This is a genomic window from Pseudomonas sp. p21 (assembly GCF_001642705.1).
In the GTDB taxonomy this organism is placed as follows: Bacteria; Pseudomonadota; Gammaproteobacteria; order Pseudomonadales; family Pseudomonadaceae; genus Aquipseudomonas.
In genome coordinates this window covers 191,835-209,004 of sequence record NZ_LWBV01000009.1, presented here as the reverse complement: position 1 = coordinate 209,004, position 17,170 = coordinate 191,835, and the positions used below count along the sequence as shown (strand labels likewise).

General features: G+C 64.0%; 18 protein-coding genes. 4 read left to right on the top strand and 14 right to left on the bottom strand.

Annotation, left to right across the window (positions count from 1 at the left end):
* Positions 1-6 precede the first annotated feature (6 nt).
* Complete coding sequence (locus A4C63_RS23205; protein ID WP_025339247.1) at positions 7-507, top strand: methylated-DNA--[protein]-cysteine S-methyltransferase; 501 nt, start codon at positions 7-9, stop codon at positions 505-507.
* Positions 508-511: 4 nt separating this feature from the next.
* On the opposite strand, the gene A4C63_RS23200 is transcribed toward A4C63_RS23205, so the two are convergent.
* The 3 genes from A4C63_RS23200 to A4C63_RS23190 all read right to left on the bottom strand — a co-directional run bounded on the left by A4C63_RS23200 (position 512) and on the right by A4C63_RS23190 (position 2,083).
* Positions 512-751 carry a hypothetical protein gene (locus A4C63_RS23200; RefSeq protein ID WP_063914779.1) on the bottom strand — a complete coding sequence of 80 codons (240 nt, stop codon included), beginning with the start codon at positions 749-751 and terminating at the stop codon, positions 512-514.
* On the bottom strand, positions 748-1,491 hold the full coding sequence (locus tag A4C63_RS23195; protein WP_063914778.1) for a carbon-nitrogen hydrolase family protein: 744 nt from the start codon (positions 1,489-1,491) through the stop codon (positions 748-750). The genes A4C63_RS23200 and A4C63_RS23195 overlap by 4 nt, the downstream gene beginning before the upstream one ends.
* 76 nt (positions 1,492-1,567) lie before the next feature.
* Positions 1,568-2,083, bottom strand: a complete 516-nt coding sequence (locus A4C63_RS23190; RefSeq protein WP_063914777.1) for a DUF3016 domain-containing protein — start codon at positions 2,081-2,083, stop codon at positions 1,568-1,570.
* Positions 2,084-2,157: 74 nt separating this feature from the next.
* Here A4C63_RS23190 and A4C63_RS23185 point away from each other — a divergent pair, with 74 nt between their 5' ends.
* A complete protein-coding gene (locus A4C63_RS23185) occupies positions 2,158-2,883 on the top strand; it encodes a metallophosphoesterase (RefSeq protein ID WP_063914776.1) in 726 nt (241 codons plus the stop codon).
* On the opposite strand, the gene A4C63_RS23180 is transcribed toward A4C63_RS23185, so the two are convergent.
* Entirely contained in the window at positions 2,831-3,445 is a 615-nt protein-coding gene (locus A4C63_RS23180; protein ID WP_063914775.1) for a LysE family translocator, read from the bottom strand. The genes A4C63_RS23185 and A4C63_RS23180 overlap by 53 nt on opposite strands.
* A gap of 184 nt (positions 3,446-3,629) precedes the next feature.
* Positions 3,630-4,448 (bottom strand): AraC family transcriptional regulator, encoded by an 819-nt coding sequence (locus A4C63_RS23175; protein WP_063914774.1) that lies wholly within the window; start codon positions 4,446-4,448, stop codon positions 3,630-3,632.
* A 131-nt stretch (positions 4,449-4,579) separates the two neighbouring features.
* On the opposite strand from A4C63_RS23175, the gene A4C63_RS23170 reads away from it, so the two are divergent.
* Positions 4,580-5,206, top strand: coding sequence for a LysE family translocator (locus tag A4C63_RS23170; protein ID WP_063914773.1), 627 nt, complete (start codon positions 4,580-4,582; stop codon positions 5,204-5,206).
* Here A4C63_RS23170 and A4C63_RS23165 read toward each other — a convergent pair.
* From A4C63_RS23165 to A4C63_RS23140, 6 genes are all read right to left on the bottom strand, one after another.
* Positions 5,203-5,478, bottom strand: a complete 276-nt coding sequence (locus A4C63_RS23165; protein WP_016715601.1) for a peptidylprolyl isomerase — start codon at positions 5,476-5,478, stop codon at positions 5,203-5,205. The two genes, A4C63_RS23170 and A4C63_RS23165, sit on opposite strands and share 4 nt — an antisense overlap.
* A 202-nt stretch (positions 5,479-5,680) precedes the next feature.
* Positions 5,681-7,636, bottom strand: coding sequence for an acetoacetate--CoA ligase (locus A4C63_RS23160; RefSeq protein ID WP_063914772.1), 1,956 nt, complete (start codon positions 7,634-7,636; stop codon positions 5,681-5,683).
* Positions 7,637-7,784: 148 nt separating this feature from the next.
* The gene (gene eco / locus A4C63_RS23155) at positions 7,785-8,264 is read right to left on the bottom strand and encodes a serine protease inhibitor ecotin (RefSeq protein ID WP_063914771.1); all 480 of its coding nucleotides are present in this window, start codon (positions 8,262-8,264) and stop codon (positions 7,785-7,787) included.
* Between the two features lie 55 nt (positions 8,265-8,319).
* Entirely contained in the window at positions 8,320-9,090 is a 771-nt protein-coding gene (gene hbdH / locus A4C63_RS23150) for a 3-hydroxybutyrate dehydrogenase (RefSeq protein WP_063914770.1), read from the bottom strand.
* 10 nt (positions 9,091-9,100) lie between these two features.
* The gene (locus A4C63_RS23145; protein ID WP_063914769.1) at positions 9,101-10,492 is read right to left on the bottom strand and encodes a GntP family permease; all 1,392 of its coding nucleotides are present in this window, start codon (positions 10,490-10,492) and stop codon (positions 9,101-9,103) included.
* A 269-nt stretch (positions 10,493-10,761) separates the two neighbouring features.
* Positions 10,762-12,144 (bottom strand): sigma-54-dependent Fis family transcriptional regulator, encoded by a 1,383-nt coding sequence (locus tag A4C63_RS23140; protein ID WP_063914768.1) that lies wholly within the window; start codon positions 12,142-12,144, stop codon positions 10,762-10,764.
* 166 nt (positions 12,145-12,310) lie between these two features.
* Between A4C63_RS23140 and A4C63_RS26110 the strand changes: the two genes are divergently transcribed.
* On the top strand, positions 12,311-13,192 hold the full coding sequence (locus A4C63_RS26110) for an RHS repeat-associated core domain-containing protein (protein WP_256202971.1): 882 nt from the start codon (positions 12,311-12,313) through the stop codon (positions 13,190-13,192).
* Here the strand turns inward: A4C63_RS26110 and A4C63_RS23135 are convergent.
* From A4C63_RS23135 to A4C63_RS23125, 3 genes are read right to left on the bottom strand one after another with little or no spacing between them, the layout of a single operon-like run.
* On the bottom strand, positions 13,149-14,165 hold the full coding sequence (locus A4C63_RS23135) for an ABC transporter permease (RefSeq protein ID WP_063914767.1): 1,017 nt from the start codon (positions 14,163-14,165) through the stop codon (positions 13,149-13,151). The two genes, A4C63_RS26110 and A4C63_RS23135, sit on opposite strands and share 44 nt — an antisense overlap.
* Positions 14,165-15,223 (bottom strand): microcin C ABC transporter permease YejB, encoded by a 1,059-nt coding sequence (locus A4C63_RS23130; RefSeq protein WP_063914766.1) that lies wholly within the window; start codon positions 15,221-15,223, stop codon positions 14,165-14,167. Before A4C63_RS23130 ends, A4C63_RS23135 begins: the two co-directional genes overlap by 1 nt.
* Positions 15,220-17,160 (bottom strand): extracellular solute-binding protein, encoded by a 1,941-nt coding sequence (locus A4C63_RS23125; RefSeq protein ID WP_256202970.1) that lies wholly within the window; start codon positions 17,158-17,160, stop codon positions 15,220-15,222. Before A4C63_RS23125 ends, A4C63_RS23130 begins: the two co-directional genes overlap by 4 nt.
* Positions 17,161-17,170 lie beyond the last annotated feature (10 nt).

Here is a 17,170-nt window from a genome sequence, read left to right as displayed (position 1 = left end):
CCGCTTATGTCCAGCGCATTCACCTTCATGCAGTCGCCCGTCGGCACCTTGACCCTGGTAGCACGTGGCGAGTGCCTGGCAGCCGTACTCTGGGAGGAGGAGCGGGAAAACCGTGTGCGCCTTGGCGCCCTGCACCGTGACGACCAATGCCCGGTACTGCTGGAAACCGCCCGCCAGCTCGGCGAGTACTTTGCCGGCAAACGTCAGCGTTTCGAACTGGCGCTGGATTTTGCCGGCACCGAATTTCAGCGCCAGGTGTGGGCCGCGCTGCTGGCGATACCGTTCGGAGAGACCCGCAGCTACAGCGACATCGCCCGGCAGATCGGCAACCCCAGCGCGGTGCGTGCAGTCGGCGCCGCCAATGGTCGCAACCCGATCTCTATCATCGCCCCGTGCCATCGGGTAATTGGTGCTTCGGGCAGCCTCACCGGCTTTGCCGGCGGCCTGGCCGCCAAGCAGTACCTGCTAGCGCTGGAGGGCCGGCAAAGCCTGGCGCTGGACCTGTAAGGTGTCAGAACCAGCTGGCGACCAGGCAGGCCAGCACGGCCAGCGCCGTGCCGGCCATCAGGGTGTACTGCCGATGGGCACGGCGTGCATGGGGCTTGACGGCGCGCAGGTACTCGCCGGGTGTCGGTGCATCGGGCCGGTGGCGCAACCCCTCGGCCACATCGGCTAGTTGCCCCTGAATGAGCAAACCAGTCAGGTAGTAAGTACAGGCATAGCTCAGCAACGCCAGAAACAGGTAGATCATGCCGGGTGCGGGTCCAGGGGTACCGCCATGGCACTGGCGTTGGCGGTGTCTAGCACGATCAGCCCTTCGCTGTGGTCGTCCAGGCTGGCCAGCAAACGCCCCTGGCTGTCCCACGCCGCCGAGCCTCCGGCGCCGATGAAGGTGTCGGCCGGCCCCACGCAGTTGGCCAGTAACACCGGCATGCCCAGTTCGCGAGCCACCTCGGGGTAGTGCAGGTAACCCTCGTGGATGCCCTTGGCAGTTTTCGCCACGCTGACCAGGTACAGGTCGGCGCCGTGTTCCCGCGCTGCGGCCGCATGCGCCATGAACATCGATTCGTAGCAGATTGCAGGCGCTACCCGGTGCGCGCCCACCTGCAGCAGCAAGGCTTGATCGCCTGGGGTGAACCACGGCAATTCATCATCATGCAGGCGCCGCTTGGCATAGGCCTGGCGCGGAACCCCGGGGCTGAGGATTGGCATGCCGATGCGGATGCCATCGGGTGCCGGTAGTGGCAGGCCCACGGCGACGGTGATACCCAGCCGGTCGCAGGCTGCCTGGAGCGGGTCCAGCCGTGCCGAGCTGACGGGCAGGGCAGCCTGGCGCGCGAGGCTTGGCTCATAGCCGGTCAGCGACAGTTCGGGGAACACCACCAGTTCGGCGCCCAGGGCCGCGGCCTGCTCGACGCAGGCCAGGTGGCGTTCGAGGTTGGCTTGCACATCGCCCTTGAGCGACGCCAGTTGCACGGCGCACAACTTCATGAAAAACCCTTCCCTGGTACAGGTTGAAGGGCCGAGCATACTACTGGCACCAAGGCCTGTTCCAGTGAAGGGTTTTTCAGGATGCCGGGTGGACGGCGAAGCGCTGGCGGAACCAGTCGTTGAGCATGGCCTTCTCGGCATACAGGCGGTCGCTGCTGCTGGCGACCCGGCCCGGGCGGCTGAGGTACATCTTGTCACTGACCCGTTCCTGCGCCTGCTGGTCGGGTTTGCCCGGTTGGCTGAGGGTGTAGCTGAGGTCGATGGTCGGCCAGGTGATTTCGCGCATGAAGCGTACATCGTAGGCCTGGCTGTGCCAGGGTTCGAAGCGCCCGGCCAGGTCGATGTCGCGGATGTCGATGACCAGTTGCTGGCCGGGTTGCAGGTAGCGTTGGCCAAGCTTCTGCAAGTACTGGGTCAGGGTGTTCATCACATAGGCGTCGGCGCCACGCTCGTACCCGTGGCTGTCGAGGCTGGCATCGCGGAATTTTTCCGGGTGGTCGAAACGCACCTCGACCTGCGCGGCCGGGGCACCTTGTGCCATGCTGTCCAGTGACAGCACCATGAGCACGGCACACACGAGGGCGGTACGCATGATGCACCTCCGGAGTGGTTGGCTGTGCCTCCATTTTACCCCTGGCATGGCGGCACCAGCAGAGGAAGATTGTAATGGGACGGTTTCGGCGTCTGATTGCCAACCTGCGGGGACGTGACCTGGCGGTGGGCGATATCCATGGTCACTTCCAGCGCCTGCAGCAATGCCTGGATGCGGTGGGGTTCGATCCGGCCGTGGACCGCCTGTTCAGCGTGGGTGACCTGGTCGACCGTGGCCCGGAAAGCGAAGCGGCGCTGGAATGGCTCGCGCAGCCCTGGTTCCATGCCGTGCAAGGTAATCATGAGGCCCTGGCAATTACCCGCGTACGCGGCGGGCGGCTCGATCTGGACATGTATCGCGCCGCCGGGGGGCGCTGGTTTCTTGACCTTCCGCGAAGCGAGCAGTTGCGTTTCGTAGAGCGCTTCGAGAAGCTGCCGATTGCGATAGAGGTTGAAAGTGCAGCGGGTCTGGTAGGCCTGCTGCATGCCGACAGCCCGTATGCCGATTGGGCAGTATTAAGGACCTGGCTGGAACTGTATGACGACCCTGAAGTACGGGAAGTGTGCCAGTGGTCGCGGCGACGGCTGAAGGTAGGCGATACCCAGCCCGTGCAGGGCCTGCGGGCCTTGTTGGTGGGCCACACGCCGGTGCTGGAAGCCAAGCTGCTGGGCAACGTCTGGCACCTGGACACCGGGGGCTGGGCCAGTGGCCATTTCACCCTGATGGACATGCGGACCTTGCAACTGGTCAGCCCCAGGCCAGGTGAGACAGCAATGCCGCAGCCAATAGCACCAACATGACCCCGGAGCCCCGCTCCAGCCACGGCAGGCTGCGGGCGAAGCGCCGCAGCACCAGCGGGTTGCCGATGGCCACGGCAACCAACAGGTCCCAGAGCAGCACGATGCTGAACATCCACATGGCGTAGGTTGCTTTCCAGGCAATGCTGGCGTTGGCGACCATGCTGACCAGGCTGGCATAGAACAGCGCATTCTTGGGGTTGAGGATACCGGACAGGAACCCCATGCCCAATCCCCGCCACCACCCCTGGACTGTTTGCTTGCCAACGACGGAGCCCAGACTGGTTTGCCCGGCATGGCGCAGGAACAGGGTGCCGATGTACAGCAGGTAGCCAGCCCCGGCCAGTTGCAGAAGGGTGAACGGCAGGCTGCCTTCCTGTAGTGCCGACAGCCCGGTGAAAGCCATGGCGATGAAAACGCCATTGGCCAGGGCGATGCCCAGGCAGGCGCCGCTGGCAACCCGCCAGCCACTACTGACCGAGGTACGTGCGACCAGGAAGAAGTCCGGGCCGGGAGAGAGCAGGGCGAGGAAGTGGGCGAGGGCGATGATCAGGAATTGTTCCATTGGGGTGGGCGGCTCTGGCGGAAAAGCCGAACTCTGCCCTTCGGCGTACAGGCCGTATTGAACAATATTGCAGGCTCATTGCCGGGGCTGCTGCGCAGCCCTTTCGCGACACAAGGCCGCTCCCACATTGAACGGCGTACGCAGCACCTGCGGTCGCGAAAGGGGCGCAAAGCGCCCCATGGTCTCAGAGTCCGTGCAAATCCCGATACTGCCCTGGCGTCACCCCCACATGGGCCTTGAACACCCGCTGGAAATGACTCTGGTCGGCAAACCCGAGCCGATAGGCCACCTCAGCCAGGGCCTGCCCCTCGCTCAGCAGCTGGCGCCCACGGTTGACCCTGGCATTGAGCAGGTAGGCATGCGGCGTAAACCCGGTAGCCGCGCGAAATGCGCGAATCAACTGGTAGCGCCCAAGCCCGGCCTGCCGTGCCAGTACCGCCAGGCTCAACTGCGCCGGGTCCTGGCCTTCGATGTGCGCGATCAGCCCACTCAGCTCGCTCGCCTCCAGGGCAGGTGCCGGCGCCAGCGGCGCGTGCCTGGCAAAGTCCAGGTCACCCAGAAAGGCAATCAGCGCCGCATCCTTCTCACCATTGCTGGCGTTGGAGAACAGCAGACTGTTCAGTTCGCAGAACTGCCGATACACCTCCGGCACCTGGCAGATACGTGCCGGCTCGCCGGGCCCGGTAGCCTCCAGCCCGGACTCCAGGCGCAGCTGCGCCAGCCAGTCGGCATCCACATGCAGCATCTGGTAGCTCCACGCTTGCCCGGGCTCGGGGTTGCAGGCATGTACCCGGTGGGCCGGGACCAGCACCAGCGTGCCGGGCGTCAGGCATTGCTGGCCGTTGCCGGCACCGGTGAAATGACTGTGGCCGGCATCCACCACACCGATGGAAAACGTCGGGTGGCTGTGGGCCTTGTAGCAGGCGCGGCTATGGCAGGCGCGGCGGCTTTCGACATGCGGCAGGGCCGGGTCGCGCCACAGCGCGGCATGGGAGCGGGGCATCACAGGGTCCTCGGTATGCCCGGCAGCTTATCAGGCGCTGCGCACCCATACAGTTTTTTCCGCTGGCTGTAACTTGACCGCACGGCCCGGTACCCGCCGAAATAGACGGCTGTTGCCAAAGGAAAACAATTATGGACCTTTCAAGCCTGCTGCTTTTCATTCCCGCCTGTTTCGCCCTGAACATGGCGCCGGGGCCGAACAACCTGCTGTCGCTGCACAATGCCAGCCGCTACGGCCTGCGCACGGCCTGCGTGGCCGGTGGCGGACGCATCGTCGCCTTCAGCGGCATGATCGCCCTGGCGGCCATGGGCCTGGCCGTGGTGCTGCACACCAGCGAATACCTGTTCCTGGCCATCAAGTTGGCGGGGGCTGCCTACCTGTTCTATATCGCCTGGCAACTGTGGCGGGCACCGGTGGGCGAGGCGGCGGTGGCAGGTGATCAGCCGCGCGGCACCTGGCGCTTGGTACGCCAGGAGTTCTGGATGGCCGCCGGCAACCCGAAGGCTATCCTGATCTTCACCGCGTTCCTGCCGCAGTTCGTTTCGGTCGGCAGTACCACTCCGGTAAGCGAGCAGTTCCTCTGGCTGGGTGCGTTGTTCCTGTTGCTGGAATGGGCCGCCATCGCCATCTACGCCGGCCTGGGGGCGTACATGCAGCGCTGGTTCAGCCAGCCCGGCCCGCGCCGGTTGTTCAACCGGGTCAGCGCCTCCTTGCTGGGTTGCGCAGGTCTGGGTCTGCTGGCTGCGCGTCGCGCTTAATCGCGGTAGAAGGTCTGCACCAGGTGGTAGCCGAACTTGCTCTTGATCGGCCCATGTACCACGCGCAGGGGCTTCTTGAAGATCACCTGGTCAATGGCGCCGACCATCTGCCCGGGGCGGATTTCACCCAGGTCGCCGCCCCGCTTGCCCGAAGGGCAGATGGAGAATTTTTTCGCGAGCACGTCGAAAGCCTCGCCATTGGCGATGCGCTGCTTGAGCTTTTCGGCTTCATCAGCGGTCTTGACCAGGATGTGGCGGGCTTGGGCTTTCATGGGGTACCTGTGCTTCAGGGGCGAAAAAGGCGCGCATTATGCCTGATCGAGCCGGGTTGAGGCCATTGTGGGAGCGGCCTTGTGTCGCGATAGGGCTGCAAGGCAGCCCCAGGATTTCAGCAGCGATGCATGAACTTCTGGGGCCGCCCTGCGGCCCTATCGCGACACAAGGCCGCTCCCACAATGACGGTGAATACCTTCATTATGGGGTACGCAACTCCTCGCGATCCCGAAACTGCTCCAGCGCCTCGGGGTTGGCCAGGGCATCGGTGTTCTTCACCGGCAGGCCATGCACCACATTGCGAATCGCCAATTCCACCAGCTTGCCGCTGATGGTACGCGGGATGTCATCGACCTGGGCGATCACCGCCGGGACATGGCGGGGCGTGGTGTACTGGCGGATCACCTGGCGGATGTGCTGGCGCAGGGGCTCATCCAGTTTCAGGCCGTCACGCAGGCGAACGAACAGCACCACCCGCACATCGCCTTGCCAGTCCTGGCCGATGGCCACGCTTTCCAGCACCTGCTCGACCTTTTCCACCTGGCGGTAGATCTCCGCCGTGCCAATGCGCACCCCGCCCGGGTTGAGCACGGCATCGGAGCGGCCGTGGATCACCAGCCCGCCATCGGCACGCTGTTCGGCATAGTCGCCTTGGGCCCACACCCCCGGGAACTGGCTGAAGTAGGCATCGTGGTAACGGCTGCCGTCCGTATCCTTCCAGAACCCCAGTGGCATGGACGGGAAGTTGCGCGTGCACACCAACTCGCCTTTTTCGCCCTGCACCGGCTGGCCGTGCTCGTTCCACACCTCCACTGCCATGCCCAGGCCCTTGCACTGGATTTCGCCACGGCGCACCGGCAAGGTCGGGTTGCCCAGCACGAAACAGGAGACGATATCGGTGCCGCCGGACATCGACGCCAGGCACAGGTCGGCCTTGATCTTGCGGTACACGTAGTCGTAGCTGTGTGGCGACAGTGGCGAGCCGGTGGACAGTAGCAGGCGCAAGCTCGCCAGGCGGTGGCTTGCCGCAGGCTCCAGGCCCGCCTGCTCCAGCGCCGCCAGGTACTTGGCGCTGGTACCGAAGGCCTGGATGCCCTCGGCGTCGATCAGGTCCAGCAGCCGCTCGGGGCCGGGGTGGAAGGGCGAGCCGTCGTATAGCACCAGCGTGGCGCCCACCGCTAGGCCGCTGGCCAGCCAGTTCCACATCATCCAGCCGCAGGTGGTGTAGTAGAACAGCACGTCATCGGCCTTCAGGTCGTTGTGCAGGCCATGTTCCTTCAGGTGCTGCAACAACACGCCGCCGGCGCGGTGGACGATGCACTTGGGCACACCGGTGGTGCCGCTGGAGTACAGGATGTACAGCGGGTGGTCGAAGGGCAGCGGGGTGAAGCTGGGGTCGCCGCCAGGCTGAAAGAACTCATCCCACAGGCTGACGTTGGCGGCCAGGAACTCGTCGGCGCGCGTACCACTGCGGGTATGGGGCACCACGATCAGCCGCTCCAGACCGGGCAACTGCGCGCACACCTGGTTCACCTTGTCCACCTGGTCGATGTTTTTGCCGGCGTACTGGTAGCCGGCGCAGGCGATCAGCAGCTTGGGCTCGATCTGGCCGAAGCGGTCGATGATGCCGTGTACGCCGAACTCCGGCGAGGAACTGGACCAGACCGCACCGAGGCTGGTGCAGGCAAGCATGGCGACCAGTGTCTGCCAGGTATTGGGCATGACGGCGGCTACCCGGTCGCCGGGGACGATGCCGGCGGCCTTGAAGGCTTTTTGCAGGCCGGCCACCTGGGCGGCCAGCTGGGCATGGGTGAACTGCTGGCGTTGGCCGTCTTCGCGCACGGCGACCAGGGCCGGGCGGTCGTCGCGGCGGCGCAGCAGGTGTTCGGCGAAGTTGAGGGTGGCGTTGGCGAACCACTGGGCATCGGGCATCTGCGGCCCTTCGCTGAGCACCTGGCTCGGCGGTGTATGCCAGTGAACGTGGAAATAGTCGGCAAGGGTTTGCCAGAAGGCAGGGCGCTGCTCGATGCTCCAGCGGTGCAGCGCCTGGTAGTCGTCGAGTTGCAGGTTGTAGCGCAGGTTGACCCGGCGGCGGAAGGCATCCATCCGGCTGGCCTCGATCTGCGCCGTGGAGGGGCGCCAGAGCACATCGTTCATGCCGAACCTCCAGGTGATCATTTGGATTCGACGGCCTATTCGCGGGCACGCCCGCTCCCACAGGTACAGCGTAGACATCCAGCCTAGTGATATCCTGTGGGAGCGGGCGTGCCCGCGAAGAAGCCCCCTGGCAGCAGGGGCTTGCGCGTTACTCTACTTTAGCCTTTTGCACGTCCTGCGACGCGGTCCAGACGCGGTAGCGCACTTCGACATCCTTGGGCACATACACCACCACCGGTAGCTTGCTGTTGTAGCGCAACATGAAGCCTTCACCGACCACCGGCACGAAGGCCTCGGTCTTCTTGCCATCGGGGCAGGCCATCAATGTGCTGACCGGGCCGCTGACCTTGTCCAGGCGGTAGTAGCTGTAGCCCCAGCCTTCCAGGGTGCGTTCCTCCAGGCTGCCGCCCAGGCGCTGGCGATTGCAGTCCACCTTCAGGGTCTTGCCGGCGAGGATTTCCAATTGATAGGCCGATTCATCAGCCTGGGCCGGCAGGTGGATGACCTGCCGGGTGAAGCCTTTTTCCGCCTCGGGGTAGGGCGCGACGTCCTTCAGGCTGGCTGCCATCGCGGGTGCGGCGGCAGCCAGGGTCAGGGCCAGGATCGCGGTCATCGGGGTTGGGCGCATAGGGCCTCCTTGCTGATAAACGAATGCAAGACCGCCGCCAGGCCCAGGCCGCCCGTCACTGGGCCAACCAGCCACCATCGACGTTCCAGGCGGCACCGCGAACCTGGCTACCGGCCTCGCTGCACAGGAATAGTACCAGCTCACCCAGGTGTTCGGGGGTGACGAAGGCCAGTGATGGCTGTTTTTCTGCCAGCAGATCGTGCTGCGCTTGCAGCGGATCGCCACCGTTGGCAGCACGATCGTCGATCTGCTTCTGTACCAACGGGGTCAGCACCCAGCCAGGGCAGATGGCGTTGCAGGTGACGTTGCTGGTGGCGGTTTCCAGGCCCACCACCTTGGTCAGGCCGACCACGCCGTGCTTGGCCGCCACATAGGCCGCCTTGCCGGTCGAGCCGACCAGGCCATGCACCGAGGCGATGTTGATGATGCGCCCCCAATTGCGCGTGCGCATGCCGGGCAGGGCCAGGCGCGTACCATGGAACACGGCCGACAGGTTGAGGGCGATGATCTTGTCCCAGCTTTCCGGCGGGAACTGCTCCACCGGCGCCACATGCTGGATCCCGGCATTGTTGACCAGGATGTCGACGCCGCCAAACTCGCGCTCGGCCAAGGTGAACAGGGCTTCGATCTGGGCCACCTCCGACAGGTCGGCCGGGTGATGGGCTACCTTCACCCCGTGCCGGGCGATCTCGGCCAGCGCCGGTGCCGGGTCGCCGAAGCCGTTGAGCATGATGTTGGCGCCTGCGCGGGCCAGCACCTGGGCAATGCCCAGGCCTATGCCGCTGGTGGATCCGGTGACGAGTGCAGTCTTGCCTTTGAGGGTCATGCAAAGCTCCTTAGACGATGCCGGTGGCGTAGAACGTGGCGATGACCACGAACACCGCCAGGGTCTTGATCAGGGTAATACCGAAAATGTCCTTGTAGGCCTCGCGATGGGTCAGCCCGGTTACGGCCAGCAAGGTGATGACCGCGCCGTTGTGCGGCAGGGTGTCCATGCCGCCGCTGGCCATGGCAGCCACCCGGTGCAGCACTTCGAGCGGGATGTTGGCGGCATTGGCGGCGGCGATGAAGCTGTCGCCCATGGCCGCCAGGGCGATGCTCATGCCGCCCGAGGCAGAGCCGGTGATGCCGGCCAGCAAGGTCACGGTGATGGCTTCGTTGACCAGCGGGTTGGGGATGCCGCGCAGGGCATCGGCCAATACCAGGAAGCCCGGCAGCGAGGCGATTACCGCGCCAAAACCGTATTCCGAGGCGGTATTCATGGCCGCTAGCAAGGCACCGCCCACGGCGCTTTTGCTGCCTTCGGCCAGGCGGGAGCGGATGGCGCCGAAGGCACACACCAGCACCATCAGGATGCCTACCAGCAACGCCGCCTGCACTGCCCAGATGGCGGTGAGCTTGGCCACATCGCTTTGCACCGGCGCGCTCATGCCGGGCAATTGCAGGCTGTGGCTGGGGCCGTACCATTGCGGGATCCAGTGGGTGAACAGCAGGTTCATCACCCCAACCAGCAGCAGCGGCGACAGGGCCAGCCAGGGGTTGGGCAGGGCCAGGTCGGCAGCGGTTTCCGGCTCGTTGCGCAAGTCGCTGCCATAGCCTTCGCCGGCGCGCAGGGCCTTGTTGCGCTGGCGTTGCAGGTAGGCCATGCCGACGCAGAACACGAACAGCGTGCCGATCAGGCCCAGCCAGGGCGCGGCCCAGGCGGTGGTGTTGAAGAAGGTGCTGGGGATGATGTTCTGGATCTGCGGGGTACCGGGCAGGGCGTCCATGGTGAACGAGAACGCGCCCAGGGCAATGGTTGCCGGGATCAGGCGCTTGGGGATATTGCTCTGGCGGAACATCTCGGCAGCGAACGGGTACACCGCGAACACCACCACGAACAGCGAGACACCGCCGTAGGTGAGCAGGGCGCAGACCAGCACGATCACCAGCATTGCCTGGCGGGTGCCGAGCACGCGGATGGCGGCGGCAACGATCGAGCGGGAAAAGCCGGACAGCTCGATCAGCTTGCCGAACACGGCGCCCAGCAGGAACACCGGGAAGTAGAGCTTGATGAAACCGACCATTTTCTCCATGAACACCCCGGTGAATGCGGGGGCCACGGCGGATGGGTCGGTGAGCAGTACCGCGCCGAGGGCGGCGATGGGGGCAAAGAGGATTACGCTGTAGCCACGGTAGGCAGCCAGCATCAGCAGGGCCAGCGCGGCAAGGGCGATGAGCACGGTCATCGGGGTGGGTCTCCTGGGTGAGTCTTGTTTTTATCGGTGAGCAGGAGGTAGCGGGAATCGTGCCAGTTTTTAACTCGTTGATTTATATGGGTATTTTGTTTTCTTGTGATTTTTTGTCTCTGACTTGAGACGTTGCGGCCGCTTTGCGGCCCATCACTACACAAGGCCGCTTCTACAAGTGAACCGCGAACTCCTGTAGGAGCGGCCTTGTGTCGCGATCAAGGGCAAAGCCCTCGCGACAATCTTGAAATGGAAACAAAAGTCTCCAATCAGAGACCAAGTGCTACCATCTTCTTGTACAGCGTCGACCGCCCCAGTCCCAACGCCGACGCAGCTTCCGGTACATTTCCCGCATGTTCGGCCAGTGCCCCGGCAATCAGCTCCCGCTCAAACGCCTCACAGGCCTCACGGTAAGTCAGCCGCACAGGCTTAGCCGCGACCGGGCTCAACGGCCCCAATGCCGCCCGTAGATCCGCCACCCCCAGCCGCGGCTGGTCCGCCAGCAGCGTGGCCCGCTCAAGCACATTGCGCAGCTCGCGAATGTTCCCCGGCCATGCATGCCGCGCCAATAGCTGCTGCGCTTCGGCCTCCAACTCGTACTGGCTGCCCAGCTCACCCAATATGGACTCGCACAGCGCCGGCAGGTCCTCCAGCCGGTCCCGCAGTGGCGGTACCTCGATCGGCAGCACATTCAGCCGGTAATACAGGTCGGCGCGGAATGCCCCGCGGGCAATGGCGGCCTGCAGGTCGATGGAGGTGGCGGCAATGATGCGCACATCGCTGCGCAGCATCTGGTTCGAGCCTACCGGCTCATACTCCTTTTCCTGTAGCACCCGTAACAGCTTGCTCTGCAGGGCCAGTGGCATGTCGCCGATCTCGTCGAGGAACAGCGTGCCGCCTTCGGCCAGTTGCAGCTTGCCGCTGCGGCCCTTGCGATCAGCGCCGGTAAAGGCGCCGGGGGCGGTGCCGAAGAACTCGGCTTCCAGCAGTGTCTCGGGGATCGCCGCACTGTTGATGCTGACGAACGCCTTGTGCGCCCGCGCCGACGCCGCGTGGATGGCATGGGCCAGCAGTTCCTTGCCGGTGCCGGTTTCGCCCAGCAGCAATACCGGCGAATCACTGCTCGCGCCACGCCGGGCGCGGCGCTTGGCTTCCAGGCAAGCGGCGCTGCTGCCGACGAACTGGGCGAAGCTGTACTTGGCCTGGCGGGCGCGCAACTGGGAGCGGGTCGAGGCCAGCTCCTGCTGCATGCTGGAGTAGCGTTTGAGCAGCGGCGACAGGCTGCGCAACTCATCGAACAGGGCAAAGCCGATGGCGCCGATCAGCGCGCCCTGGTCGTCGTGGATGGGCAGGCGCATCACCACCAGCGGCTCGTTCGGGGTGTCGAGCATGTCCAGCAGTATCGGCCGGCCATTGCTCACCACCTCGCGCATCAGGCTGCCCGGGATCACCGCCTCGCACGGCTGGCCGATGGCACTGGCGGCGTCGGCCAGGCCAAAGCGCCGGGCGTAGCGCTCGTTCATCCAGACGATACGCGCCTGGCGGTCGACGATTACCGTGCCCTCGCTGGACTGCTCGATGATCTCGAACAGCGAGCGGATCGCCAGTTGCCGTACCTGAGGGTAGTCCTTGAGGCTGTCGCTGTCGTGCATGGGGCTCCCCTATGAGTAACAAGGGAGTATGCCTTGTTCCCCTTGTCATTAGAATGGTGCGTGGTACTAGTAAAACTGCCAGTTTTACCTGGCGCGCAAAAAATATATGTTGGGGCAGTGCGTCAGATATCAAGTGAAGGAAATGCATACTCGACGATTCTACAAAATGGATAAAATGATTACCCTTTTAGAAGCGGGGGAATCTGTCTCGCTATTTCAGGTGAAGGCTGCATGCTTGGCAACGTTGTCCGGCAAGAAGTGTACGATGGTAGCTAGTGATGCGAAGCACACGGGATTGGCGTTTCTGCGTAATCGCACGCTTGATATTCATACGTATTTACCCTTCGGGTATTCTGCCCAGGCGCTTATCCATCCGTTGAGGCCTGGATATAACGGAGAATGGTTGTGTTCAGCTTCAGGTGGGTATCTGTTAGGGAATGGTCATCGCTTATTCAAGCCACAACGCATGGGTTTCGAATCGCCAGACGCATTAAGCCCCTTGGGGATCGGAGGTATTAACGCTTACACTTATTGCCAAGGCGACCCTCTAAACTATGTGGACCCGTCCGGACAGTTCAGGATTGGCCGACTAAAATTTTCTAATCTCTTCAGGTGGCCATTCAGAAAACGTTTTCGAGTCAGCGACAGTCAAGCGAACAAGGGCGTCGCGGCTGTTACGAAAGAGCTGGCGGGTGGGGCGGAGGAGCAAAAAGCATCGCTGCGGAAACTCAGTGAAGATCGCCGTGCTTTTATTGAAATCTCACATGAGGTGTTATCGCTCGGATTGACTGCCTCTAGAATTATGTGGCGTGGCTCTGATTATCGCGGCATCATTAATAATATTATTATTGATCCGTTGGTTTGGAAGCAAAGAAAATATTCGTATGCACATCAAGTTAGTCTGCTGGAGAAGCAAAAGGCCTTTCTAACAGCATTTGTGGGGGCTGGGCCGGATCGAGATCTCATTCCTTTGGCAGAATCTATAAGCGCCAATCAGGCGTTGATCAGGTCCGGGGATCAAAGGCCTCCCGCAAGGCATCCCCTGTAAACACCAGCAGCGACAGGATCACCGCCAATGCAAAGAACGCGGTAAAGCCCAGCCACGGTGCCTCCAAGTGTTGTTTGCCCTGGGTCACCAGCTCACCCAGCGAGGCACTCCCGGCCGGCATGCCGAAACCGAGAAAATCCAGTGCAGTCAGGGTGGTGATCGACCCGGTCAGCATGAACGGCACATAGGTCAGCGTTGCGTTCATGGCGTTGGGCAGGATGTGCCGCAGCATCACCTGGCTGTCTGACAGCCCCAACGCCCGGGCGGCCTTCACGTACTCCAGGTTGCGACCGCGCAGGAACTCGGCGCGCACCACATCGACCAGGGTCAGCCAGGAGAATAACGCCATGATCCCCAGCAGCCACCAGAAGTCTGGCTCGACGAACCCGCTGAGGATGATCAGCAGGTACAGCACCGGTAACCCCGACCACACCTCCAGCAAACGCTGGCCGAACAGGTCGACCCAGCCGCCGTGGTAGCCCTGCAAGGCACCGGCCGCCACCCCGATCAGCACGCTGACCAGGGTCAGGGCGAAGGCGAACAGCAAGGATACCCGCGTGCCATACAGCACCCGGGCCAGCACATCGCGGCCCTGGTCGTCGGTCCCCAGCCAGTTGCTCGCGCTTGGCGGGCTGGGGGTGGGCACTTGCAGGTCGTAGTTGGGGGTGTCGGCGCTGAACGGGATCGGTGCGAACAGCATCCAGCCGCCTTGCTGTTCGATCAGTTGGCGTACATAGGCGCTGCGGTAGTCCGGCTGGAACGGCAGCTGGCCGCCGAACTGCTGCTCGGTGTAGCGCTTGAGCGCCGGCACGTACAGCTCGCCCTTGTAGCCCAGCAGCAGTGGTTTGTCGTTGGCCACCAGCTCGGCACACAGGCTCAGCAGCAGAAGGCCGGCGAACAGCCACAGCGAGACCCAACCGAGGCGGTTGCGGCGAAAGCGTTTCAGGCGACGACGCGAAATCGGTGAAAGCATCAGCGCGCCCTCGTGTCGAAGTCGATACGCGGGTCGAGCAGGGTGTACGACAGGTCGCCGATCAGGCGGATCAGCAGGCCCGCCAGGGTGAAGATGAACAGCGTGCCGAACACCACCGGGTAATCCCGCGACACGGCCGCTTCGTAACTCATGCGGCCCAGGCCATCGAGCGAGAAGATCACCTCGATCAGCAACGAGCCAGCAAAGAACACCGTGATCAATGCCTGCGGCAACCCGGCCACCACCAGCAGCATGGCATTGCGCAGCACGTGGCCATACAGCACGCGGCGCTCGCTCAGGCCCTTGGCGCGGGCGGTAACCACGTATTGCCGTGAAATCTCGTCGAGGAAGGCGTTCCTGGTCAGCAGTGTCAGGGTGGCGAAGCCGCCAATCACCAGGGCGCCGACCGGTAGCACCAGGTGCCAGAAGTAGTCGGCGACCTTGCCCAGCAGGCTGAGCTCGTCGAAGTTGTCCGAGACCAGGCCGCGCACCGGGAACCAGTCGAGCGAGGTTCCGCCGGCGAACAGCACGATCAGCAACAGGGCGAACAGGAACGAGGGCAGGGCATAGCCAACCACGATCAGCGCGCTGCTCCAGGCATCGAAGCGGCTGCCATGGCGAACCGCCTTGCGGATGCCCAGCGGGATCGACACCAGGTAGGTGATCAGCGTGGCCCAGAAGCCTAGCGACAGGGTGACTGGCAACTTGTCGAGGATCAGGTCGGTGACCTTGGCGCCGCGGAAGAAGCTGTTGCCGAAGTCCAGCCGGGCATACTGGCCCAGCATCAACCACAGGCGCTCGGGGGCGGATTTGTCGAAGCCGTACTGGCGCTTGATCTCCTCGATCAGTTTCGGGTCCAGGCCACGGGTGGCCCGTGACTCGCCGTGCACCACCTCGGCCCGGGCGCCGGGAGCGCCGCCGCCAATCCCTTGCAAGCGTGCCACCGCCTGTTCCACCGGGCCACCCGGTGCGGCCTGGACGATGGCGAAGTTGACCAGCAGGATCGCCAGCAAGGTCGGGATGATCAGCAGCAGGCGCCGCAGGATGTAGGCGGTCATGGCGAGGATTTCCGGCGTTCGGCCATTTGCGCGTTGGTCAGCGCGGTGGGGCTGACTTCCCACCAGGTGTCAAGGCCTTCGTCATAGGCAGCCTGGACCTTGGGCACGCCGAAGCGGTTCCACCAGACGGTGGAACTGCCAGGCGGGTAGTAGTTGGGGATCCAGTAATAGTTCCATTGCAGGACCCGGTCCAGGGCATGGGCGTGGTGCAGCATGTCGGCCTGGGTGTCGGCGCGCACCAGGCCGTCGATCAGGCGGTCCACGGCGGGGTCCTGCAGCACCATCAGGTTATTCGACCCGGGGTCGTGGGCCGCTGCCGAGCCAAAGTAGTTGTACAACTCGGCACCGGGCGACAGGGTGACCGGGTAACCGGTGACGATCATGTCGTAGTCACGCGCCATCAGGCGGTTGACGTACTGGGCGGAGTCGACGTTGCGGATGTCCAGGGTCACACCAATCTGGGCCAGGTTGCGCTTCCACGGTAGCAGCAGGCGTTCCATGCCTGCCTGGCCATTGAGGAAGGTGAACGCCAGCGGCGTGCCCTGGCTGTTCACCAAGCGGTCGCCTTCGGGGCGCCAGCCGGCTTGCTCGAGCAGCGCCAGTGCCTGCAGCTGCTGCTTGCGGATGATCCCTGATCCATCGGTGACCGGGGCGGTGAACACGGTGCTGAAGACTTCGTCCGGTACCTTGCCGCGCAACGGTTCGAGCAGTTTCAACTCGCCTGCATCCGGCAGTTTGCGGGCGGCCAGTGGGGTATTGGAGAACACGCTCTGCTGGCGGATGTACATGTTGCGCATCATCTGCCGGTTGCTCCACTCGTAGTCCCACAGCATGCCCAGCGCCTGGCGCACGCGACGGTCCTTGAACTGCGGCTGGTCGAGGTTGAACACGAAGCCCTGGGCCACCTGCGGCTTGGCCGGGCCCAGGTGGGCGCGCTGCAGGCGGCCGTCGTCCAGTTGCGCGCCGTTGTAGCCCAGGGTGTAGGCGGTGGCGGAGAATTCGCGGTTGTAGTCGTAGCCGCCGCCCTTGAGCACTTGCCGCGCCACTTCGGTATCGCCGAAGTACTCGATGCGCAGTTTAGCGAAATTGTAGCGCCCACGGCTGACCGGAAGGTCGCGCGCCCACCAGCTAGGGTCGCGCTCGAAGGTGATGCTGCGGCCGTTGTCGATGTGCCCGATACGGTACGGCCCGCTGCCGACCGGCTTGTCGAAGCCGGCACCGTTGGCGAAATCGCGCTGCTGCCAGTCGTGTTCGGGCAGTACCGGCAAGCCGGCGAGGTCCAGCGGCAGGGTGCGGCCGTGGTCGGGCTTGAAGTCGAAGCGCACGCTGTGCGGGCTTTCCACGATGACGGCGGCAACATCAGCGAACTGGGTGCGGTACTTGAGGCTGCCCTTGCTCATCAGTAGGTCGAAGGTAAAGCGTACGTCCTCGGCGCGCACCGGCTTGCCATCGGCGAAGGTGGCGCGCGGGTCGATCTCGAAACGCAGCCAGGCATCGTCCGGGCCGCGCTCCATGCGCCGGGCGATCAGGCCGTAGACGGTGTAGGGTTCATCGAACGAGCGCACGGCCAGTGGCGCGTACAGCAGGCCATCGACCTCGCTGACGCCGATGCCTTTGTCGATGTACGGCAGAATATGGTCGAACTGGCCGATCTCGATGGCCGAGCGGCGCAGGATGCCGCCTTTGGGGGCGTTTGGATTGACGTAGTCGAAATGCTGGAAGCTGGCGTTGTAGCGGGGGGCTTCGCCGTAGACGGTGAGGGCGTGGGTGGAGGCGGCGTGGGCGTTGAAAGCCAGGCAAAGCAGGAACAGGCACCACAATCCCTGTGAGAGCGGCGGTGCGCCGCTGCGCTCTACCCGCGAATGCGTCCGAGCATGCTGCCTCGTTGCCTGAGCTGACGCATTCGCGGGTAAACCCGCTCCCACAAGGGATCTCATCACCTGAACA